Below are 20,193 nucleotides of genomic sequence, written 5' to 3' on the forward strand. Positions count from 1 at the left end.
TTAGTCCTCCAAAACTAATTCAATCATATGATAAATTGGTAATAGTAAACTGACATAGGCCGCTAAAATACATATAGCAATTACAATAAAGAAGCTTGGTTGGATGAAAGCGAGCACCTTCTGCAATAGTTGCTCCTGTTTTTCCAGTAATAGTTCGCTATATAATGTAAGTTCCTTCCCTAAGTAGCCACTTTGTTCTCCATGTTCTACAAAGGTAGCAAAATCCTTATGAAAAATAGACACCATTTGAACGGCTTGAGTCAATGACTCTCCAAAGATGACCCTTTCTTTAATACGCAGAGACAGATGCTGTAGAAAAGGTTGAAAGGATTGTTCTTCTAAAATTTGAAGACTAGCCTGCAATGAAAACCCACTCTGTAGTAAACTCCCTAAATAGGCAGCAAATTGCCTTGTCCATGAGAGTCGGATATAGATTTGAAAAAGTGGAATTTTTAATAGTATTGATAGTCGTACGGGAATGGGCTGGCGTTTGAGATAGAGGTGTAAAACCAATAAACTGACTATTACAATCAAAGCTGTTACCATCACAAAATCGGGGACATGCAGTAATAGTTTAGATAGCGCCACACTTGTCTTCTCACCTTCAATCGAGCGACTTGATACCATTTGTTCAATATTAGGTAAGAAAATTGTTCGAAATACAAAGAATAGCAACAATAAAAATAAAATTAGCATGACAGGATATACAAGCAATTTAATTAACTTTTTCTTCGTCTGCTCACCGACAATCATTTGCTTTGCCACACCTTTTAATACTTCAAGCAAATGCCCATTGTTTTCTGCCACTTTGATGGCTACTAAATGATGTTTAGCTAACTGCAATGTTTCTAAAATGCTTGTTACGCCTTCTCCTTGTCTAAGTTTTTCATCAATTTGTTGCTGAATTTCCTCATGAACATCTATATGATGAGGGAGTAGCATCGAGATAGCCTGTGGAAATAAGTAGCCCTCCTGCATTAATACAGATAAACGTTGAATAAATTGCGCTTGCTCTTTTACACGCCATTTTGTAGCTCTGTTGTAATATAATTGAAATTTAGCGATGTATGTTTGTAACTGCATAATGGCTCTCCACTAATTCTTTTTGTCCCTTTATGGTTAATTCGTATGGTAGCTGAAAATTCCCCTTATTTAAAATAGCGGTAATGGCCTGATTGAGATGAATATCCGATAAAATTTCGTACAACGCACGACGATCATCCTGTAAGGCTGATGAATGAAAAAGGACTTGGGCAACAATACCAATGATCGTTTGCTGAAGCTCATCTATCGACACCCCTAAGTCCATTAAACGGTAAAGACAGCTAATCGAATCCTTCGCGTGGATGGTTGAAACAACTAAATGGCCCGTCAAGCTTGCCTCGATGGCAATTTTTGCTGTTTCTTTATCTCGAATTTCCCCAATCATGATCACATCAGGTGAATGTCGCAAAATTGCTTTTAACCCCGTAGCGTATGTAACGCCTGCTCGTTCATTCACTTGAATTTGAAGTAAATTGGCTTGGTTATTTTCTACTGGGTCTTCCAAGGAAATTACATGCCTATTTAATTCGGTAGAACAATAATGGATTAAAGAATAAAGTGAAGTGGACTTACCAGATCCTGTCGCCCCTGTAAAAAACAAAAGGCCCTGACGATTCTGTACTAGTTCCATTAATTTGTAGGCTGAGCTTTTAAAAAAACATAAGGAAGTTAGTGGAAAAGAATGATTTTGGAGAAGTAAGCGGATAATGAGGCTTTCTTTTAAAAATACGGAAGGCAGTGTAGATACTCGAAAGGCATATGACTGTTGCTCCATCGCCTTTTGGAATGAGCCGCTTTGAGGTTTACGTCTCTCACTTATATCTAATTGCGCCAGAAACTTATAATAGGATATCATCCGTTCCGCCAGATCGTTTGGTAGTTCACCCGCATGAAGAAGCTTGTCATATTTCCGAAAATAGATCCGATAATTTATATTGCTTGGCACCAATAATAAATCGGTTGCCCCAAAATGATAGGCTTTTAGTAAAAGTTGCTCACATTTTTGTTCAACGACTATTTCAAAATTCTGCATATATGCACCCCTCTTCTAGTTCATTCGAATATGACCGCGTATTCGTTATTTCCTAGTATAAATAGGATCTTCCTACGAAGAAAGCCCTTTTCTGAAAATAAAAATTTGTTATAAAATTTCCTATCATTCATGTTTTTTGCTATAAAAATGTGGATAAAGTGCAATTTCCCACTAAAACAGAAGATAAATACATGAAAAAATTAATATTTATGCTGAAATGAACTGTATCTTTTTCAATAATGGAATATAATAGAATGAACATGATTATTTTCCTAACACTTGGTAGACGAACATAATTTTATAAAAAACTAATGAGGTGAAGCATATGATCCATCCATTGAAAATTACCAGCACTTTAGCTGATGAAACAAGATACTCTATTTATGAGTACATATTGCAAGAGAAAAAAACAGTGACCGTCCAACATATTGCTGATCAGTTTGGCATCCATCCAAATGTTGCTCGACTTCATTTAACAAAGCTTTCAGAAATTAATATTATTTCCGCAGACTATGTGAAAACGGGTAAAGGTGGTCGACCTGGCCGGGTGTATAAGGCTTCAGAAAAAGGTGTATCATTAACTTTCCCAAGACGCGACGAAGATCGTTTACTGAAATGGACGATTCAATTAGTGGAAGAGCTTGGACCATCTGTCTTAGAAAAATGTCAGGAAATTAGCTATCAAGATGGTTATCAGCAAATGAAACAAAATATAAACGCTGAATTGACAATCAATAATTCCCTTTCCTTCGACGAGAAGCTTCAACTATTAACTGACAATGCCGCATTAATTGGCTATGTTCCACAAATTCAACAAACAGAGCGTGGCAAAAAGGTGATATTCTCCATTTTTAATTGTCCATTCCAAGAGCAACTTACAACATATTCGGATATTGTCTGCTCATTACATGAATCCTATTTAAAAGGGCAGTTAGATGCATTATTTTCAAGCAATGAATTTGTGCAAATTGAGAGTATGATACATAATTGCGATTTATGTAAATATGAAATAAACGTGACAGAAATCGATAGCTAGTTAAAAAATCCATTCGTTTGTCACAAAGACGGAGAAGTTCCAGTTTACAGACACCTTTCCTATCATTTATAATGAGTAAGAGATTATTGTGTCGTGGGCAAAAGGAGGGGAAATTTCATGGATAATATGTATAAAGTTATGGCATTCTGGACAGGTATTTTTGCCGTTATGTTCTACCTTGGTGGTATGAACGAGGTATCGCTATTATTCTTAGGTAATACAGGTTTATTCTTATTATTAGGCTTCTTAAACCTTTCAGAACGTATGTACATGTACATTTTCGGAGCATATTTAACTGTATTCTTCGCTGGCTTCACGTACTATACAACATTCATTCACGTACCTGGTGGCGGTCATTAATACAACTAAAAAAGCGTATCTCATCAACGAGATACGCTTTTTTTATTTTAAAATCCATTTAAAAACGGGTTTGTTTCCATTTCTGCACTGACAGTTGTATAATTTCCATGACCCGGATAGATGATTGTATCCTCAGGTAATGTTAATAATTTGTCATGAATAGATGCTAATAATATTTTGGTGGACCCACCAATTAAATCCGTCCGCCCTACACCTTGTTCAAATAATGTGTCTCCCACAATCGCAAAGCCATCATTTTCAAATACATAGGAAATGCTACCAGGTGAATGTCCTGGTGTAAATACAGCTTGAAACACAAAGTTGCTCATTTCAAATTGTTGCTCTTTTTTAATGATCGTGTCTTGATCTGGTGCAGCTACCCTATAGTCTGGTAATGCAGCATATTTACTAGAGCCATTCTTTTCTGGATCTCCTAGCCAGCTAACCTCTTTTTCATGAATCCATACAGGTACATTAAATGCTTCCCGTACGGCATCCACTGCACCAATATGGTCAAAATGTGCATGCGTTAAAAAAATGGCTAACGGTTTTAAACCATTGCTACGGATTGTTTTAATAAGACGCTCCGCTTCTTCACCTGGATCAAATACGATACATTCTTTGTCTTTATTCGATACGATATAGCAATTCGTTTGGACTGGACCAAGAGAAAAACTACGTACGTTCATCATAGATATCACCTCATTTCTCTATTATACAGGCTTTGCCACAATTTGACGATAAATGTTCATAGTTTGCACTATATTAGTTCTCGACAAAAACAGGTAGAACGATTACAATTAAGGAGGAATATTGTTTACGACATTCATTTTCTGATGTCGAAAGGAGTGTCTATTTTTAATGAACTTATTAATGGTTATTTTTGGTCTAGTTTCAATTTTTGCTGTATATGGTACATTCCAAGCAATTAAAGAAAAGAACCTTTTAAGCGTTGTTTTCAACTTATTAAGTGCTGTCGTCTTTGGATGGTTTGTCATTATGACAATCGTTCATGGCGGGTATCCACCAAAATTACACTAAAATTTAGACAGAAAAAAGAGCAGTCTCTATGTGAGATTGCTCTTTTTTCTTGGACATCATCCCATTTTACTTATTCAATTTTAGAAATCTCTTCTTACCAATTTGCAGGACATCCTCATTCATTAATACTTGAGATAGATCATCCACAGCAATTTTTTCTCCATTTAATGAAACCCCATTTTGTTTAATGAGCCTTATAAAATCACTTTTACTTTGAATAAATTGGATAGAAATTAATTGTGGAATGATATCCTCTATTCTTTCTTTATCAATTTCAAGTAGCAATACAGGAATGTTAGCAGGAATCATCTTCTTCTGGAAAGCAGCTTCAAAATAAGATTTTGCATCCATCGTAGCTGCATGACCATGATATAAAGCTGTCACTATTTCTGCTAATTGTAGTTTTATATCACGTGGGTTCTCTCCGTTTTGTAGCCTTTCTTGAACGGCTTGCACTTGAAGTGGATGCTCATCTGTCGCTAATTCAAAATATTTGATAATGAGCGAATCTGGTAGTTCCATAATTTTTTTAAACATAACTTCAGGCGCTTCATGGACACCAATATAATTCCCCAAGCTTTTACTCATTTTTTCAATACCATCTAATCCTTCAAGTAATGGCATAAAAATAGCAATTTGTTTTTCTAGCCCTCTATGCCTTTGTAAGGTGCGTCCCATGAGAATATTAAACGTTTGATCGGTTCCCCCTAATTCAATATCAGCCTTTAATTCTACAGAATCATACGCCTGCATGAGAGGGTAGAAAAATTCATGTAGGCCAATTGGTATTTGGTGATGGTACCGCTTTTGGAAGTCTTCACGCTCCAAAATACGGGCAACAGATGTAGTAGCAGCCAGCTGGATGACTTCTTCAAACGTTAATTTTGCTAACCATTCACTATTGAAACGAACAGTCATTTTTTCCTCGTCCAACACTTTAAAAATTTGCTCACAATACGTTTTGGCATTTTCCTTCACCAATTCATCACTTAACGCTACACGTCCCTTAGATTTCCCGGTAGGATCGCCAATACGGCCCGTAAAATCACCAATGACAATGACTGCATGATGCCCTAGGTCCTGCAGCTGTTTAATTTTTCGCAATACGACTGCATGGCCTAAATGAATATCTGGTGCAGATGGATCGAGCCCCAATTTAATCGTTAAGGGCTTTTGCTCTTGAAATGAGTGCTCCAATTTTTTTAGTAGCTCGGGTTCATCAACAATTTTGTCAGTCCCCTTTTTAATAATGGCTAACTGCTCCTTTGGTGTTAAAAACATACAAAACATCTCCTTGTAATATTAAAAAGTTAATATTGCAAGATCTATAAGAGTTCTTGACAGGATTACTGTCGCCCAATTTGGCACTAGACGTTCAGATGCAAAAAAAACGCCCTTAGGAATAAATCCTAAGGACGTTAATGAACGTGGTACCACCTTTTTTCGAGAGCTACTCAAATAGCACTCCTCCATTAGTACAGCCGCAGCAATACTATTGCAATGATTACGGATGCAAACCCGTCGTAGCCTACTAAAATTTCGGTACGCAGCTCCAAGATGTATTCACTTTAATATCCCTTGCGCCTCTCAACGACCGGCTACTCTCTGTCAGTTTTTATTAAAGTTACTTGTTCTTTTCCATGCCTTTAACTCTTATACTCCGAAATGTGAAAAACAAATCTTCGTTATGCAGATATTTACACTAATTATAATCACTTCAACAAATTTGTCAATTGCTCAAAGTAAAAGAGAGATCTCATGGCGAGATCTCTCTTTGTTTACTTAACGGATTCTTGTTTTAAATTACCTGTCTTTTCATCATAGAAACGAAGAAGGTCTCCATTGATGATGGCGTCAGAATTTTCGAGCTCCATTGTTGCACGATCAGCGTATGGCTGACATGGCTCCCCATCTATTTCTTCGCCAGTTGATTTATCATAGCAAGCCTCTCCCGCATACACATATTTATCTGTGATAAAGCGTCCGTCACGGAACACTACAAAGTTTTCATGTTCTGGAGAGAATAAATCCGCACCCATTTGCATATCTTTTGACGTTTCAATGCCAAGTAGGTGTAAAATTGTTGGACGTAAATCCATTTGTCCTGCCATTTCAGTCATCTCTTTACCATCGTCAGATCCTGGGATATGGATGAATAAAGGTACTTCCTGTAGCAATGCATTATCAAATGGTGTAATTTGTTCTTTTCCTAAATACTGTGCCATCGCTTTATTATGGTTTTCTGAAATACCGTAGTGGTCACCATACATAACGATAATAGAATTATCATAAACACCTTGATCTTTCAGTTGTTGGAAGAAATCTTTTAAAGCTTCATCCATATAGCGTACTGTTTGGAAGTAACGATTTAATGTACCTGAGTTTGAATCATATTCAGGAATCATAATATCTTCCGGATCCAATGTAAATGGATAGTGATTCGTTAACGTAATAAGTCTTGAGTAGAATGGTTGTGGCATATCTTTCATTAATGCTGCAGATTGCTCTAAGAATGGCGTATCTTTCATTCCCCAGTTCACAGCTTGCCCTTCTTCTACTGTATAAGAATCGATATCATAGAACTTATTGATTTTTAAAGATTGATACATAATGTCACGGTTCCAGAATGATTTATTATTCGGGTGCATGACATTTGTAAAGTATCCATTTTCCCCAAGGCGCTCTGCCATTGAGTTATACGTATTTCCACCATGTGTGAAGAATACTGCTCCACGTCCTAAACCAAATAGTGAATTTTCTACGATAAACTCAGAGTCAGATGTTTTTCCTAGACCTGTTTGGTGATAGAAGTTACTGAAATAATACGTATCTTTATCTTTTGTTAAAGAGTTTAAGAATGGCGTAACTTCATGACCATTCATGTCATTGTTAATGACAAAGTTTTGTAAAGACTCCATAGACACAACAATTAAGTTGCGGCCTTTATATTTCCCAAACATTTCTGGGTTGACTGCTGCCTGATTAGAGCGAACATAGTTGTTTACTTCAACTAATTCACTACCGTCCGCTAACGCACGTTGGGCAGAGGATTTTGTTTGAATATAAATATCATACAAATGGTAATTGTACGTACCAATATTTTTTACAAGTAATTCGCGGTCAAAACTACGTGTTAATAATTGTGGACGCTCTGTTTCAGCTAAACCTAAGTTTAAGAATGACATAGCGATTGCCAGCACAAAAAATGCACGGCGGAATTCCACATTAACTTTAAACGAATTTTTCATTTTTGGTATAAATTTATTCGCTAAGATTAAAATAAGTACATCAACAAAATACAATACATCCCATGGCTCTATTATGGCAGCTACAGAAGTTCCTAAGTCACTAAAGTTACTTGTTTGGAATAATACAGGTAGTGTAATAAAGTCATTATAGAAACGATAGAACGCTACATTTCCATAAAGGACTATTGATAAAATAATGCTGACTGTAATTAAATAACGATTTCTAGCCTTTGGTGATTTAAAGAAAAGTGCTAAACCATACGTAAATAGCAAGAAACTTAATGGGTTAATAAACAAAATAAATTGTTGCATTGCATTTTCAATTTTCATCTCAAAGCTCGTGTGGTAAACAATGACCGTTTTGATCCAAGTTGCTATAATTGCTAGTATCATAAATGAATGTTTAGGCCACTTTATTGATCTCATTCCTAACATCCTCCCTACTTCCTTACAAAAAAATAATAATTTTTTACATTTTGTTACGGAAACAAAATATATCTTAATCCATTTTTTACAGATAATCAACACATATCTTTTGGAAATTTTACTCTCATCGCTCGTATATGCACCAGATATCTATATATACGTTTTACATTGTAAAAAGTTTCGTAAAAACATAAAAACAGCGGAAATCCACTGTTTTTAAGAATATTACATACATGTTACATTAATTTTACAATACCCCATTACATTATATTTCAAACATTACTTTTTATTCTCTTCTATACGAAGTCTTGTTGTTTCTTGTCGAATTAGTAATAATGCCATTTGGTAATCTTTTATGTCTAGTACATTCGCTTTATAGAGCTCTTTTATTTCATCCTCCATTAACATCAAATCACCAATAGGGTCCCTTGTATAAATAAAAGTACCATACGTTTTCAAGAGTTCATAAATATCTAACATTTTATCCATTTTCGTTCGCTCCTCGATGTGCTAGACAGTCAATACGTTCTGTCGGTGTCACTATGATGTCTACAGGGCAATCATGTTCTTCAGTAGGAACACGATTAACGATCTGCTCGTCAAAAAGTAATGACATCAATTTACCCTTTTTATAGTTTAATACATAGCGATCATAATAACCACCGCCATACCCTATTCGATAGCCTAACCGATCAAAAACAACCCCTGGTACTAAGATGATATCCATCTCATTTGCGTCAACTAACTCACATCGTTCAGGAATAGGCTCACGCAAATGCATATATACTGTTTCGAGCTGAGCAAATGATTCAATGGCGTAAAATGTCATTTCTCTTGTTTTGGGGTGGCACTTTGGCACAGCGACCTTTTTCCCAAGCTGCCATAGTTCTTCAATTAAAAGAATGGTGTCGACTTCTGGCTGATTTGAAATGGTAATGCCGATCGTATTTGCTTCTATTATATATGGTTCCTGTAGCACTCTTTGCACTACAGCTTTAGATTGTCTGCGATAAACTTCATCATTCATTATCGCAAGTGTTTCTCGTACCTTGTTCCGTAATGTTGTTTTATCCATGCAGGCTACCTCCTATATAGTAAAACTTCAATCATTCATAAAATGTAGAAAGCCAAAACCACTTGTGGTTTTGGCTTAATGAGCGATTACTTAGTTTCACGGTGAAGAGTGTATTTCTTCTCGCGAGAGCAATATTTTTTAAGTTCAAGACGCTCTGGATTGTTACGCTTGTTCTTTTTAGAAATGTAGTTACGTTCGCCGCAATCTGTGCAAGCTAAAGTAATGTTTACGCGCATCATTAACCCTCCCACTCTATATCAAGAATTTAAATTTGAGCATGATTTATACGACTAACCTATTATAACACAAACTGAAAAAAAATCTACCTTCATTTCATATTAAGTTTGCATATGGTAAAATATCTTATAATTACATACTACACGAGGTGAAGCTATTGGATTTATCCATCATACTAATGAGTTTCGGGATTCTTTTGATTATAGTATCGTTCTTTTTCAAAAATAGCTCGAAAAAAGTCGAGAAGGATGTCGAAGAATTATCTATCTCCATATTCCAAGAAACGAATAATTTAAAGCGCCGTTTAAAAATTGTAGAGGAAGAGCTACTATTAGAACCAGAGTTTCAAGTAAAATCAAAATCAACACCTAGTCCTAGCATACAAAACCCTAAAGTTCAACAAGTTATGCAAGCTGTCCAACAAGCCGCACAAGCTTCAAAAGTAACGCCTAATCCATCACAAGCAAAGCCGATTCATCAAATTATCGTAAGTCAGGTGCTGGAATTGAATAAACAAGGACTTTCTGTAGGAGATATTAGTATCCGTTCAAATTTAACAGAAGAACAAGTTCGTCAAGTGATTGCAAATGGGGGTCGTTAATTTATGAACAAGTCTTCCATCCGCTCATTTGGCGTAGCCATTTTCCTAGTCGGTGCCATACTTGCTCTTGCAAGCCGCTTCGATGTGAACATTGGGCTCCCTGAAAAAGATTCTTCCAATCAGCAGCAGGTTGAAGAATTGCAAAATAAGCTCAATCAGGCTAATCAAGAAATTGCTGCGTTAAAAAAACAAGTACATACTACTGAAGAAACTACTACTGCTGATTCTTCAGAACCGTCTGTTAAAGAAGATACCAATGCGGATGATACAACAATGACATTGCAAATATATAGTGGGATTACACCGTATATTGTGGCCCAAAAGCTAGAGGATGGTGGCATTATTTCTAACAGCGTAGAAATGGAGTTACTACTCGCAAACGCAAAATATGCACGAAGCTTGCAAATTGGGTCCTACGAAGTCAATTCCTCCATGTCTTTAGAGGAAATTGCGAAGTTAATTACAGGTAAAAAGCAATAAAGAAAAGCTGTCGCCACATCCAAATTAAGGAGGCGACAGCCTTTTTATTTAAGCAATACTTTCAAAGAAGGCTTGCATCATCCTACTTCCTTCTTTCGTGCCGATTGATTCAGGATGAAATTGCAGACCGTAAAGAGGATATTTTTTGTGTTGGATAGCCATAATCTCTCCGTCATCACTCGCTGTTGCGATAATGTTAAAATCACTGTGTAATGAAGGTTCTTCAATAACTAGAGAATGATAGCGCATTACTTGAATATCTCCATCTAATTGTGCAAATAAACCTGTTTGTTCATATTGTAGAGGTGACAGCTTGCCATGCATGATCGTTTGAGCCTGCACGATGTTTGCTCCAAATGCGAACCCAATGGATTGATGTCCAAGACAAATTCCTAATATAGGAAATTTTTGATATAGCTCCTCGATCACATTAACCGTGATACCTGCTTCGGCTGGTGTTCCTGGACCGGGAGATAAAACAATAGCTTCTGGTGACATTTTTTGAATTTCTTCTATTGTAATTGCATCATTCCTCACGACTTTAACGTTTTTCCCAAGCATACTTATTTGTTGAAATAGATTGTAGGTAAAAGAATCATAATTATCAATTATTAAAATCATTTTTTTACCTCCAATAGTGCTCGAGCTTTATTAAGTGTTTCTTCATATTCAGATAATGGGACCGAATCGTGAACAATACCCGCTCCTGCCTGTACATGAGCTTTCTCATCTTTAATGATCATGGTACGAATAGCAAGGGCTAAATCCATATCGCCTGTCGTAGATATATAACCAACAGCTCCCGCATAGACGCCACGCTTTACAGGCTCTAATCCATTTATAAGCTGCATCGCACGAATCTTTGGTGCTCCTGACACTGTACCCGCAGGTAAACAAGCACGAAGGACATCCAAAACATGGAGATCATCTCGTAGGTCCGCTACTACCTCAGACACAATATGCATGACATATTTATAGCGTTCAATATTCATGAATTTCTTCAGCTTTACAGAACCCACTTTTGCAATTCGGCCAAGATCATTGCGGCCTAAATCCACTAGCATACGATGTTCCGCCACTTCTTTTTCATCCTCCAATAGGGCATTTGCAATGGCTTCATCCTGCTCCATTGTCTCACCACGAGGCTTGGTGCCTGCGATTGGATTTGTCGTCACCTGCCGATTTTTAACCTTTACAAGGCTTTCTGGTGATGTTCCTAAAATAATATAGGATCCATAATCCATGTAGAACATATATGGAGAGGGATTGGATGTGCGTAATTGCCGATATAGCGCAAAAGGTGAGCCTGTAAACGAGGCTGAGAAGCGCTGTGATAGCACAATTTGGAAAATATCCCCTTTTAATATATGCTGCTTTGCACGCTCCACTAATGTGACAAATTGCTCCTTTGATATCATTGGCTTAAAATCAAGACTATCTACCTTCATGGCATCAAATGTTGTCCCCATATAAAGCTGCCGCTCCGTCGTTGAAATAGCCTCTTCCATTTCCTCTAAGGAACGCCCTTCTTTAAATAAATCTATTGAAGCCAATGTAAGTTCCTGTGTCACATGATCAAATACAATAAATGTATCATAGAACAAAACATGAACATCCGGCATGGCTAATTCATCCTGTAAATATTCTCCTATTTCTTCTGTATAAAAAGCTGTTTCATATCCAAAGAAACCAATGGCGCCTCCAAAAAAGTGGAATGGATAAGTTTCTTCATGGAATGGCATCACTTGCTTTAAATAATCGAGCACATTCCCATTCGATTTTTCCTTTTCCTCCCCTTTAAGAAAGGTATACGCATCATTATTTCCTTTTAATTCAGCCACTGGATCCACTGCAATAAAGGAGTAACGTCCACTTTCCTCATGCTTGGCTGACGATTCGAACAACATTTTATGCTGCCCTCTCAATGATTGATAGACAGAAATAGGGGTCATCATATCTCCCTGTAATACTTTCATGGCATACTTTCTAAGCTCAACTGTCATTCTCTTCTCTCCTTCTCTATGCTCTGCTCTTCTACACCAAATGCATATAAAAAGGCCTTTCCATCACAAAAGGACGGAAAAGCCGTGGTGCCACCTTCATTGGTCTACTAAGTAGACCCTCTCTAAGCCTTATAACGTAGGCATACGCTAATCCATACTGCCATTCTGGATTAGAGCTCCGAAGTCCATTCACCATTTATTTGTACTAGTTTCCACCAACCACTAGCTCTCTATGACAAATACTAATAGCTACTACTCTTCATCAGCGCTGATTGCTAGATTATATTGTAATGCAAACTATCTTACAATTCAATTTATTTTTTCCTTCTTGGTTCCTCATCCTCATCTGGGGATGCTAAAGTAATGGATAGCTCCTCCACGATTTGGCGGATGGCAAAGAAGATTTCCTGGCGTACTTCTAGCATGACGGCTGTATCATTTGTAGCGACGAAGAAACGAATAAGCACACGATAACTATCATGATGAAATTCATCGATATAAACATGGATCATGTCTTTCTCTGTGTTAGCATGTAAATAAATTTCCTTATGAATAGCCGTTAAGGCACTGCGTAATATGTCTTCTTCATTGGTAGCAGCTACATATAAAAATTGTTCGCATTTACGCTTTTCTCGTCTCGATAAGTTGTAAATAGGACGATTAACCAAATAAGAGTTCGGCACATAGACAAGCCCTTTATCCCCTGTTTGAATTAACGTACTGCGAAGATTAATATCCTCAATGGTTCCTTCAATTTTTTGATCTTCGGTCGCAATCCAATCCCCAATTTGAAAGGGATTGTCAAGCGCCACGGACATACCGCCAAACACATGGGCTAATGTATCGCGAATCCCAAAAGCAATCGCTACTCCTGTTAAGCCAATCCCTGTTAAAAAGCCATTCAAATTAAAGTTCCAAAATGAGGCAATTGTAAACATGGCAAAAATCATAATGAGTACTTTACCAATTCGTAGGAAAAAAGGTAATAGTACATTTTGGTCCTCTTCACTTGTTAATTGAAGTGGCTGCTTTGTATAGAAATTTAAAACATCATATACGCCCTTAAAAGCAAAAAACACCATAATAGACAGTATAAAATTTTTCGTTGATTTATGCGTAAATAAAGGAACTTCTATTAAATAAGATAAGCTTAGCACAATGACTGCCGTCATAAATGCATAGCCAATGGCTTTACTAAATTGTGCAAGCACATTTGCTTGGAAATTTCGTTGACGATTTCTTAAAAAGATGACCAGACGATTAATTATTTTTTTTATGATGAATCGTTGAATCAGCCAGCCAACTATACAAATAATGATTGCTATTAAAACATCCATCCAAGTAGGGACTGTAAATTTAGGTAAAATCCAATGTAATGAATCCATGTATGTCTCCTTTTAATACCTATGTATCTCCAATAAAAAGGAGCTGACCTTCCGTAAAGGTTAGCCCCTTTCTGTTATTGTATTGCATCATCCGCAAAAAAAGCCTTATTGGCAAACCAAAATTGTTGTTTATTAAAATTATCTTCATGCATTGCAATGACAGAAAACTCAGCAAGGTATTTTCGTTTCATTTCCTCTAGCATCGCTTTTGCTTGCTTACTGACAAGATGCTGTCCATCTATAGGAGTGCCCTCTGTAAATATAATGACTTCCGCTTCAGAGCCAAGTTGATTTTCATGCAGTAATGATCTGACAAACTGTAGAACAGGTAAAAGCTCAGCTTCGCCTTTAGCTTTATATTCAATAAAGCTCTTAAAATCCGTTAAATTTAAATGACCATTTTCAAAGCGATAGTGAACATCGATTTGCTGACCATAAGGGATAATATATAAATCGCGATTTTCGCGATGGGCATCCATAAATAACGGTAATATCATGCTTTTACACAGCTCAGAATAAGCTTCCATCCCAGTCGTCTGCTCTAAACAAATAATCATGGGCCCAGGATCCTGTTTATAGTCATGAAAGGGTACATAAAAAATATTGCCATTCTTTGTTGTTTGCTGTTTAAGCTTTTGACGTCTCAGCTCTGACCATTTCCGTTCGTAATACAAACGCTGCTCCTTACCATTAGCCATTCTCTCAGCCTTCTCAATAGCAGGAATATTTTCCCGAATTTCATGCAGAATGTCTGCCAATTCTAGTGCAAATGCTGCCATATTTCGTAATGGTTCACTCTTAAAAAAATAGTCGATAAAATAATGTTGTTCCCTATTGCTTAATTCCTCAAGATGTAAGTTTTCATAGAGAAATCGTAAATAATTACGTTGTTCTAGTGACAAATCTTGATCGAATTTTTCTATGAGTGATTCTATCGGGTCTTTCACGAAGCAGCACCTCCTAAGCACCACATTTTTTTGGATATTGTCTATAGTATAACCAAAAAATTTTTTTGACAATACAAAACACTCGCTATATAGACGCCACATAAAAACACAATGTTGCTGCTGCTAATCATTTTTTTCAAAAGAAAAGAAGAGCTAGCAAGTAGCTCTTCTTCCTAATTATTTAATTCATAATGCTTGCCTTTCACTAAGTAAAAAAGGTGTTCAGCGATATTAGTAGCATGATCGGCAGAACGCTCTAAATATCGGCAAATAAATGTTAGATGAGTAATTTGAGAAATATGTGCGGGGTCTTCAACGCCTGCACGTAGCAAGAGTGTAACCGTAGCTCCATATAAATCATCCACATAATCATCTAGTTCAGCGATTTCTTTAGCACGAACAGTATCTTCCTCTGTAAAGGCCTTCATGATGCTCTCTAGCATTTCTACAGTTTTATTGCACATCGTTTGTAGATTTGTCATAGGGAACACAATCGGTTCTTTTCCAATTCGAATCGCTTCTTTGGCGATATTCACCGCATAATCGCCCACTCTTTCCATATCTGCTGCTGCTTTCACAAGGACCATGAGACGACGTAAATCGGTTGCTACAGGTTGTTGTTTAGCAATCATAAGGATTACATGGTCATTTATTTCTTCTTCAAGCCGGTTTATGATTAAATCGTCTTCAAGTATTTTCAAAGCTTTTTCTAAATTCTGTTCCACTAACGCCTCAAAGGACGTTTTTAAGGCGAAAATACTGCTATTGGCAAGTGCCATAAATTGCCCCTGAACTTCTTTTAACTCCTGTTCAAAACGTTCACGTACTACCATCGATTGCTCCTCCTTAGCCGAAACGTCCTGAAATATAATCTTCCGTACGTTGATCTGATGGTGTTTGGAAGATGATATCTGTTTTATCGTATTCTACAACTTCTCCACTCAGGAAGAACGCTGTACGATCAGAGATACGTGCAGCTTGCTGCATATTATGGGTCACAATGATAATGGAATAGTCTTTTTTCAACTCTTGCACAAGCTCTTCCACTTTTAGTGTAGAAATAGGGTCTAATGCAGATGTTGGCTCATCCATTAGAATGACATCTGGTTCAATCGCTAAGCATCTTGCAATACAAATACGCTGTTGCTGACCACCAGATAAACCGTAGGCATTTTGATTTAAACGATCTTTGACCTCATCCCAAATGGCAGCCCCTCTCAGAGACTTTTCAACTATTTCATCTAAAATCTTTTTATTTTTAATGCCATGAATTCTTGGTCCGTACGCAATATTATCATAAATAGATTTTGGGAACGGATTTGGCTTTTGGAACACCATTCCTACGCGTGTTCTTAATTCCTCTACCGTATAGTTTTTATTTAAAATATTACGCTCACGGTATAAAATTTCACCAGATGTACGAACGCTAGGAACAAGCTCTACCATTCTGTTTAATGTTTTTAAATACGTAGATTTACCACAGCCAGAAGGCCCGATAATTGCCGTCACTTCATTTTCATAAATACTTAAATTAATATCTTTTAGGCCTTGATGATCACCGTACCATAAATTCAAGTTACGTGTATCATAAACAATATTTTTCGCTATATCAGCGGAAGATTTCGTCGTCGCTTGATTCAATTTGACAATTGTTTTTTCCTCTTTAAAATCCAGTACCATAAGGTCACCTCATTAATAACGTTTTTGGAATTTATTTCGAATAAAGATGGCAATAGAGTTCATCAATAGAAGAACAGTCATAAGCACTAAAATACCAGCTGCGGCCACATACTGAAATGCTTCTTGCGGACGTTTTGCCCAATCATAGATTTGCATCGGTAGGGCTGTGAATTGGCTTAGTAAACCATTCGGTAAAAATTGTAAAATAACTGGAATTCCGATGACAACAAGTGGCGCTGTCTCCCCAATGGCACGGGACATAGCCAAAATACTTCCTGTCAAAATACCAGGAATAGCGGCTGGAAGAACCACTCGTAAAATTGTTTGCCATTTTGTTGCGCCCATCCCATATGAAGCTTCACGTTGTTCATTGGGTACTGCACGAATGGCCTCCTGTGCCGCTACAATAATGACAGGTAAAATTAATAAACTCATTGTTAAGCCAGCAGCTAAAACACTTTTGCCTAGTCCCATCATGCGTACAAAAATAGTTAAACCTAGTAATCCAAAAACGATGGAAGGTACACCTGCTAGATTTGAGATATTCATACGAATAAAGTCGTTAATTCTATTTTTCTTGGCATATTCCTCTAAATAGATTGCCGTACCTACACCTAAAATAATGGATACTGGCGCTACAACTGCCATTAACCACAGTGAACCTATTAGGGCCGCTTTGACACCTGCTTTATCTGCAAAACGTGATGCAAAATTCATTAAGAAATCAATATTTAAATAATCAATTCCTTGTGTCACAATGCGGTAAAGCAAAATAGCTAAGGTAACAAGCGCAAACGTAGTAGCTAAGAAAAATAAGGTTTTCCAAACTTTATTGAATGTAATACGCTTTGTCATTCGTTTCATGACGACTGTGTCATCCATATAGCGCATCTAGTAAACCTCCCTGAAGCGTTTCGAAATATAGTGTGCAAGTAAATTCATTACTAGCGTAAAGATGAATAGTGTAAATCCAACAGAATAGATTGAGTAGTAAATAGTTGTTCCATAACCTGCATCACCTGTTGAAACTTGTACGATGTATGCTGTCATTGTTTGGATAGAATCCGTAACATTGAGATCAAATTTCGGTGTTGATCCGCCTGCAAGCGAAACAATCATCGTTTCTCCAATTGCCCGGGAAATAGCTAATACTATAGATGCGATAATGCCGGAAAGTGCAGCAGGTAGTACTACTTTAATCGCTACCTCAAATTTTGTTGCACCTAGAGCTAAAGCCCCTTCGCGCATACTATTGGGTACCGATGACATGGCATCCTCAGATAGAGAAGTGATCATTGGTAAAATCATAATCCCTACAACAATCCCTGGGCTCAGTGCATTAAATAATTTAAGTCCAGGCACAATTTCTTGTAATAAAGGTGTGACAAACGTTAAAGCAAAGAAGCCGTAAACGATCGTCGGTACACCCGCTAAAACTTCTAAAATAGGTTTCACGGTACGTCTTGTTTTTTCACTTGCATATTCACTTAAATAGATAGCTGAAGCAATTCCAAATGGTACGGCTACTACAACTGCAATAAGTGTCACTTTTAATGTACCAGCGATTAACGGCAAAATCCCAAACAACGGTTCATTCCCTGAAAACGGTAACCACTTCGTTCCAAACAGGAAATCCGTTATCGACACACGTTTAAAGAATTCAAACGTTTCAAAAATAAGGGTGAAAACAATGCCAAATGTCGTTAAAATAGAGATAATTGCTGCAGAAAATAATAGAGCTGGCATTGCTTTTTCCACTATTTTCTTAGTTTTATGATTGCGCGAATTTGCAATTAATTGCTGCACAGATGATGTCTTATTTTCCTTTTGAGAAACCATTGGGAGCTCCTTTCAAATAAGGGAGGGAAAGAGCATACATCTCTTTCCCTCTATGCATGTCTACTTATTTTAAGCCTTCTAAAGTTTTTAAGCCTTCAGTATATTTTTCTTCAGGTAAACGAACATAGCCAACAGCTTCAGCCATATCACCTGCGTTTTCTAATGTAAATTTAATGAAATCATATGCCGCTTCATTATCTTTCATAGCACTATTTTTCACATATGTGAATAATGGGCGTGAAAGTGGCGTATATTCGCCTGCTTCAATTGTTTCATTATTTGGCTCTACACCATTTACTTTGACAATGTTTAATTTATCTTTATTTTCTAGATAGTAAGCATAACCGAAGAATCCGATAGCGTTTTTGTCACCTGATACACCTTGAACTAGCATATTATCATCCTCTGATAGTGTTGCTGAGCTTACTAGATCCGCTCCATCTAAAATGATTTCATCAAAGTAATCGTATGTGCCTGAATCAGTACCTGGTGAATAGTAAACGATTTTCTCATCTGGCCAAGATGGATCAATGTCAGACCATTTTTTCTCTTTCCCATCTTCAATCCAAATCTTTTGTAATTGTTCTACTGTTAAATCTTTCGCCCAATCATTTTCTGGATTCACGACTACTGATAAACCATCATATGCTAGAGCTAGCTCGGTATAATCAATACCAGCTTCTCCTAGTTTCGCTTTCTCTTCATCTTTTATATTACGAGATGCATTTGAAAAGTCTGTTTCACCTGCGATGAATTTTTCAAAACCACCACCTGTACCAGAAACCCCCACTGATACTTTGACATCTGGTTGTGCGCCTGCATACTCTTCAACAACTGCCTCAATAATTGGTGCAACTGTTGATGAGCCATCTCCAGCTACAGAGCCTTGTAGCTTTTCATCAGCAGCTTCTTGTCCTGAACTAGCTGGTGCGTTCGTTTCAGTATTGTTTCCATTTTGTGCAGAATCGCTACCACATGCACCTAGCATTAATGCAGAACCCATTACTGCTGTCATCGTTAAGTACTTCCACTTTTTCATCTCATTTGCCTCCGTCATGAACTGTTTTATAGTTATTTGTCTTACAATCTTTACTATAATGACTGATTGTTGAAGTCGTATAAACGGTTCGTAAAAGAGATGTAAAGGAATGTAATGCTTTGTAAACGATTGTAAAGACGCATTTACAATTAATCTTCGCTTTGTCATAGCTGTGCCCACATTTTGCATTTTTTCCTACTTACATCTGCACCCACATCCAATGAAAGCGATCAATCCATACACTTCTATGTTTGAGGGAAGCGACCTTCTGAGTGTAGAGAGGTTAGAATTTGATTCTTATTTGAAAGATGCTATAATAATCAATTGTGTCAGGAATTACTTTATCTTGATTCAGTAAAAGTTTTTGTACCAACATATAAGCTAGGTATACCCCCTTTCTACAGAAGGGAAAGATAAAGCCTTCAGAGGATGTCACAGATTTTCAACGAGAAGATATGGACATTATATTGGTAAGGCGTAATGAATGAGGAGTTTGACCTTTGTCATGAAACATGCAAACGTACAAAATGCCGATTATTTTAAAACCTATCTATCACTAATCATGGAACATCGAGAATTTACACTTCAAGAGGCGATTGATTTTATGGTAGCTTCTTATTTCTATCATAATTTAGAGCTGTATGGCGTAAAACCAAGAGAGCAATTTGAATTAGCCATCCGCCAGTTATCTGTGTCCATAAAAAAATAACCGCTAGGCA

At 37.0% G+C, this 20,193-nt stretch carries 23 protein-coding genes and 2 other annotated features; of the genes, 6 read left to right on the forward strand and 17 right to left on the reverse strand.

All coding sequences use genetic code 11. The annotated features are described in order from the left end of the window. Entirely contained in the window at nt 1-1,083 is a 1,083-nt protein-coding gene (gene comGB, locus MKY80_RS14840) for a competence type IV pilus assembly protein ComGB (RefSeq protein WP_089986113.1), read from the reverse strand. After that, entirely contained in the window at nt 1,058-2,077 is a 1,020-nt protein-coding gene (gene comGA / locus MKY80_RS14845; RefSeq protein WP_008181034.1) for a competence type IV pilus ATPase ComGA, read from the reverse strand. Before comGA ends, comGB begins: the two co-directional genes overlap by 26 nt. Nucleotides 2,078-2,402: 325 nt before the next feature. Between comGA and MKY80_RS14850 the strand changes: the two genes are divergently transcribed. Next, nucleotides 2,403-3,113 carry a helix-turn-helix domain-containing protein gene (locus MKY80_RS14850; protein WP_008181032.1) on the forward strand — a complete coding sequence of 237 codons (711 nt, stop codon included), beginning with the start codon at nt 2,403-2,405 and terminating at the stop codon, nt 3,111-3,113. Between the two features lie 117 nt (nt 3,114-3,230). Next, on the forward strand, nt 3,231-3,473 hold the full coding sequence (locus tag MKY80_RS14855) for a DUF2626 family protein (protein ID WP_004231035.1): 243 nt from the start codon (nt 3,231-3,233) through the stop codon (nt 3,471-3,473). A gap of 47 nt (nt 3,474-3,520) precedes the next feature. Here MKY80_RS14855 and MKY80_RS14860 read toward each other — a convergent pair whose 3' ends face one another. Beyond that, the gene (locus MKY80_RS14860; RefSeq protein WP_089986114.1) at nt 3,521-4,165 is read right to left on the reverse strand and encodes an MBL fold metallo-hydrolase; all 645 of its coding nucleotides are present in this window, start codon (nt 4,163-4,165) and stop codon (nt 3,521-3,523) included. Between the two features lie 169 nt (nt 4,166-4,334). Here MKY80_RS14860 and MKY80_RS14865 point away from each other — a divergent pair, with 169 nt between their 5' ends. After that, entirely contained in the window at nt 4,335-4,514 is a 180-nt protein-coding gene (locus MKY80_RS14865) for a DUF2759 domain-containing protein (RefSeq protein ID WP_008181026.1), read from the forward strand. A gap of 66 nt (nt 4,515-4,580) precedes the next feature. On the opposite strand, the gene tyrS is transcribed toward MKY80_RS14865, so the two are convergent. From tyrS to rpmG, 5 genes are all read right to left on the reverse strand, one after another. Further along, complete coding sequence (gene tyrS / locus MKY80_RS14870) at nt 4,581-5,795, reverse strand: tyrosine--tRNA ligase (protein WP_089986115.1); 1,215 nt, start codon at nt 5,793-5,795, stop codon at nt 4,581-4,583. Nucleotides 5,796-5,922: 127 nt separating this feature from the next. After that, nucleotides 5,923-6,164, reverse strand: a binding site (T-box leader). A 128-nt stretch (nt 6,165-6,292) separates the two neighbouring features. After that, nucleotides 6,293-8,188, reverse strand: coding sequence for an LTA synthase family protein (locus MKY80_RS14875; RefSeq protein WP_036222318.1), 1,896 nt, complete (start codon nt 8,186-8,188; stop codon nt 6,293-6,295). A gap of 279 nt (nt 8,189-8,467) precedes the next feature. Then, nucleotides 8,468-8,677 (reverse strand): YqgQ family protein, encoded by a 210-nt coding sequence (locus tag MKY80_RS14880; RefSeq protein WP_008181996.1) that lies wholly within the window; start codon nt 8,675-8,677, stop codon nt 8,468-8,470. Beyond that, nucleotides 8,670-9,263: a 5-formyltetrahydrofolate cyclo-ligase gene (locus tag MKY80_RS14885; RefSeq protein ID WP_107922122.1), complete on the reverse strand. Its 594-nt coding sequence runs from the start codon at nt 9,261-9,263 to the stop codon at nt 8,670-8,672. The genes MKY80_RS14880 and MKY80_RS14885 overlap by 8 nt, the downstream gene beginning before the upstream one ends. An 86-nt stretch (nt 9,264-9,349) precedes the next feature. After that, the gene (gene rpmG, locus MKY80_RS14890; RefSeq protein ID WP_008408521.1) at nt 9,350-9,499 is read right to left on the reverse strand and encodes a 50S ribosomal protein L33; all 150 of its coding nucleotides are present in this window, start codon (nt 9,497-9,499) and stop codon (nt 9,350-9,352) included. A gap of 179 nt (nt 9,500-9,678) precedes the next feature. Here rpmG and MKY80_RS14895 point away from each other — a divergent pair, with 179 nt between their 5' ends. Together MKY80_RS14895 and MKY80_RS14900 are read left to right on the forward strand one after the other, a co-directional pair. Then, on the forward strand, nt 9,679-10,101 hold the full coding sequence (locus MKY80_RS14895) for a hypothetical protein (protein WP_253734915.1): 423 nt from the start codon (nt 9,679-9,681) through the stop codon (nt 10,099-10,101). 3 nt (nt 10,102-10,104) lie between these two features. Beyond that, nucleotides 10,105-10,581, forward strand: coding sequence for a hypothetical protein (locus MKY80_RS14900; RefSeq protein WP_089986117.1), 477 nt, complete (start codon nt 10,105-10,107; stop codon nt 10,579-10,581). A 48-nt stretch (nt 10,582-10,629) separates the two neighbouring features. Here the strand turns inward: MKY80_RS14900 and MKY80_RS14905 are convergent, their stop codons facing one another. The 9 genes from MKY80_RS14905 to MKY80_RS14945 all read right to left on the reverse strand — a co-directional run bounded on the left by MKY80_RS14905 (nt 10,630) and on the right by MKY80_RS14945 (nt 19,474). Beyond that, on the reverse strand, nt 10,630-11,202 hold the full coding sequence (locus MKY80_RS14905) for an aminodeoxychorismate/anthranilate synthase component II (protein ID WP_089986118.1): 573 nt from the start codon (nt 11,200-11,202) through the stop codon (nt 10,630-10,632). Then, the gene (gene trpE, locus MKY80_RS14910; protein ID WP_342529999.1) at nt 11,199-12,584 is read right to left on the reverse strand and encodes an anthranilate synthase component I; all 1,386 of its coding nucleotides are present in this window, start codon (nt 12,582-12,584) and stop codon (nt 11,199-11,201) included. The genes MKY80_RS14905 and trpE overlap by 4 nt, the downstream gene beginning before the upstream one ends. Before the next feature lie 66 nt (nt 12,585-12,650). Further along, nucleotides 12,651-12,859: a binding site (T-box leader), on the reverse strand. Between the two features lie 39 nt (nt 12,860-12,898). Beyond that, nucleotides 12,899-13,969: a mechanosensitive ion channel domain-containing protein gene (locus MKY80_RS14915; RefSeq protein WP_008178332.1), complete on the reverse strand. Its 1,071-nt coding sequence runs from the start codon at nt 13,967-13,969 to the stop codon at nt 12,899-12,901. 74 nt (nt 13,970-14,043) lie between these two features. After that, the gene (locus MKY80_RS14920) at nt 14,044-14,916 is read right to left on the reverse strand and encodes a hypothetical protein (protein WP_008178333.1); all 873 of its coding nucleotides are present in this window, start codon (nt 14,914-14,916) and stop codon (nt 14,044-14,046) included. Nucleotides 14,917-15,089: 173 nt separating this feature from the next. Beyond that, on the reverse strand, nt 15,090-15,749 hold the full coding sequence (phoU, locus tag MKY80_RS14925) for a phosphate signaling complex protein PhoU (protein ID WP_008178334.1): 660 nt from the start codon (nt 15,747-15,749) through the stop codon (nt 15,090-15,092). Between the two features lie 13 nt (nt 15,750-15,762). Next, complete coding sequence (pstB, locus tag MKY80_RS14930) at nt 15,763-16,596, reverse strand: phosphate ABC transporter ATP-binding protein PstB (protein WP_008178335.1); 834 nt, start codon at nt 16,594-16,596, stop codon at nt 15,763-15,765. Between the two features lie 12 nt (nt 16,597-16,608). Then, nucleotides 16,609-17,487: a phosphate ABC transporter permease PstA gene (gene pstA, locus MKY80_RS14935; RefSeq protein WP_036127097.1), complete on the reverse strand. Its 879-nt coding sequence runs from the start codon at nt 17,485-17,487 to the stop codon at nt 16,609-16,611. Then, nucleotides 17,488-18,435 carry a phosphate ABC transporter permease subunit PstC gene (gene pstC / locus MKY80_RS14940; protein WP_008178337.1) on the reverse strand — a complete coding sequence of 316 codons (948 nt, stop codon included), beginning with the start codon at nt 18,433-18,435 and terminating at the stop codon, nt 17,488-17,490. It lies immediately after the preceding gene. A 64-nt stretch (nt 18,436-18,499) separates the two neighbouring features. Continuing rightward, nucleotides 18,500-19,474, reverse strand: coding sequence for a PstS family phosphate ABC transporter substrate-binding protein (locus MKY80_RS14945; RefSeq protein ID WP_031416968.1), 975 nt, complete (start codon nt 19,472-19,474; stop codon nt 18,500-18,502). Nucleotides 19,475-19,979: 505 nt separating this feature from the next. On the opposite strand from MKY80_RS14945, the gene MKY80_RS14950 reads away from it, so the two are divergent. Beyond that, the gene (locus tag MKY80_RS14950) at nt 19,980-20,183 is read left to right on the forward strand and encodes a hypothetical protein (RefSeq protein ID WP_342530001.1); all 204 of its coding nucleotides are present in this window, start codon (nt 19,980-19,982) and stop codon (nt 20,181-20,183) included. Nucleotides 20,184-20,193 lie beyond the last annotated feature (10 nt).

The sequence above is a fragment of the Lysinibacillus sp. FSL R5-0849 genome (assembly GCF_038595075.1).
Classification (GTDB): Bacteria; Bacillota; Bacilli; order Bacillales_A; family Planococcaceae; genus Lysinibacillus; species Lysinibacillus fusiformis.

Excerpts from the sequence above, each read along its gene's own strand:
- MKY80_RS14945 (WP_031416968.1), bottom strand. The coding sequence starts at position 19,474 with ATGAAAAAGTGGAAGTACTTAACGATGACAGCAGTAATGGGTTCTGCA.
- MKY80_RS14865 (WP_008181026.1), top strand. The coding sequence starts at position 4,335 with ATGAACTTATTAATGGTTATTTTTGGTCTAGTTTCAATTTTTGCTGTA.
- rpmG (WP_008408521.1), bottom strand. The coding sequence starts at position 9,499 with ATGCGCGTAAACATTACTTTAGCTTGCACAGATTGCGGCGAACGTAAC.
- MKY80_RS14875 (WP_036222318.1), bottom strand. The coding sequence starts at position 8,188 with ATGAGATCAATAAAGTGGCCTAAACATTCATTTATGATACTAGCAATT.
- MKY80_RS14915 (WP_008178332.1), bottom strand. The coding sequence starts at position 13,969 with ATGGATTCATTACATTGGATTTTACCTAAATTTACAGTCCCTACTTGG.
- MKY80_RS14880 (WP_008181996.1), bottom strand. The coding sequence starts at position 8,677 with ATGGATAAAATGTTAGATATTTATGAACTCTTGAAAACGTATGGTACT.
- MKY80_RS14950 (WP_342530001.1), top strand. The coding sequence starts at position 19,980 with ATGAAACATGCAAACGTACAAAATGCCGATTATTTTAAAACCTATCTA.
- MKY80_RS14855 (WP_004231035.1), top strand. The coding sequence starts at position 3,231 with ATGGATAATATGTATAAAGTTATGGCATTCTGGACAGGTATTTTTGCC.
- MKY80_RS14860 (WP_089986114.1), bottom strand. The coding sequence starts at position 4,165 with ATGATGAACGTACGTAGTTTTTCTCTTGGTCCAGTCCAAACGAATTGC.
- MKY80_RS14895 (WP_253734915.1), top strand. The coding sequence starts at position 9,679 with ATGAGTTTCGGGATTCTTTTGATTATAGTATCGTTCTTTTTCAAAAAT.
- trpE (WP_342529999.1), bottom strand. The coding sequence starts at position 12,584 with ATGACAGTTGAGCTTAGAAAGTATGCCATGAAAGTATTACAGGGAGAT.
- comGB (WP_089986113.1), bottom strand. The coding sequence starts at position 1,083 with ATGCAGTTACAAACATACATCGCTAAATTTCAATTATATTACAACAGA.
- MKY80_RS14905 (WP_089986118.1), bottom strand. The coding sequence starts at position 11,202 with ATGATTTTAATAATTGATAATTATGATTCTTTTACCTACAATCTATTT.
- MKY80_RS14900 (WP_089986117.1), top strand. The coding sequence starts at position 10,105 with ATGAACAAGTCTTCCATCCGCTCATTTGGCGTAGCCATTTTCCTAGTC.
- pstB (WP_008178335.1), bottom strand. The coding sequence starts at position 16,596 with ATGGTACTGGATTTTAAAGAGGAAAAAACAATTGTCAAATTGAATCAA.
- pstA (WP_036127097.1), bottom strand. The coding sequence starts at position 17,487 with ATGCGCTATATGGATGACACAGTCGTCATGAAACGAATGACAAAGCGT.
- MKY80_RS14885 (WP_107922122.1), bottom strand. The coding sequence starts at position 9,263 with ATGGATAAAACAACATTACGGAACAAGGTACGAGAAACACTTGCGATA.
- MKY80_RS14850 (WP_008181032.1), top strand. The coding sequence starts at position 2,403 with ATGATCCATCCATTGAAAATTACCAGCACTTTAGCTGATGAAACAAGA.
- pstC (WP_008178337.1), bottom strand. The coding sequence starts at position 18,435 with ATGGTTTCTCAAAAGGAAAATAAGACATCATCTGTGCAGCAATTAATT.
- phoU (WP_008178334.1), bottom strand. The coding sequence starts at position 15,749 with ATGGTAGTACGTGAACGTTTTGAACAGGAGTTAAAAGAAGTTCAGGGG.
- tyrS (WP_089986115.1), bottom strand. The coding sequence starts at position 5,795 with ATGTTTTTAACACCAAAGGAGCAGTTAGCCATTATTAAAAAGGGGACT.
- comGA (WP_008181034.1), bottom strand. The coding sequence starts at position 2,077 with ATGCAGAATTTTGAAATAGTCGTTGAACAAAAATGTGAGCAACTTTTA.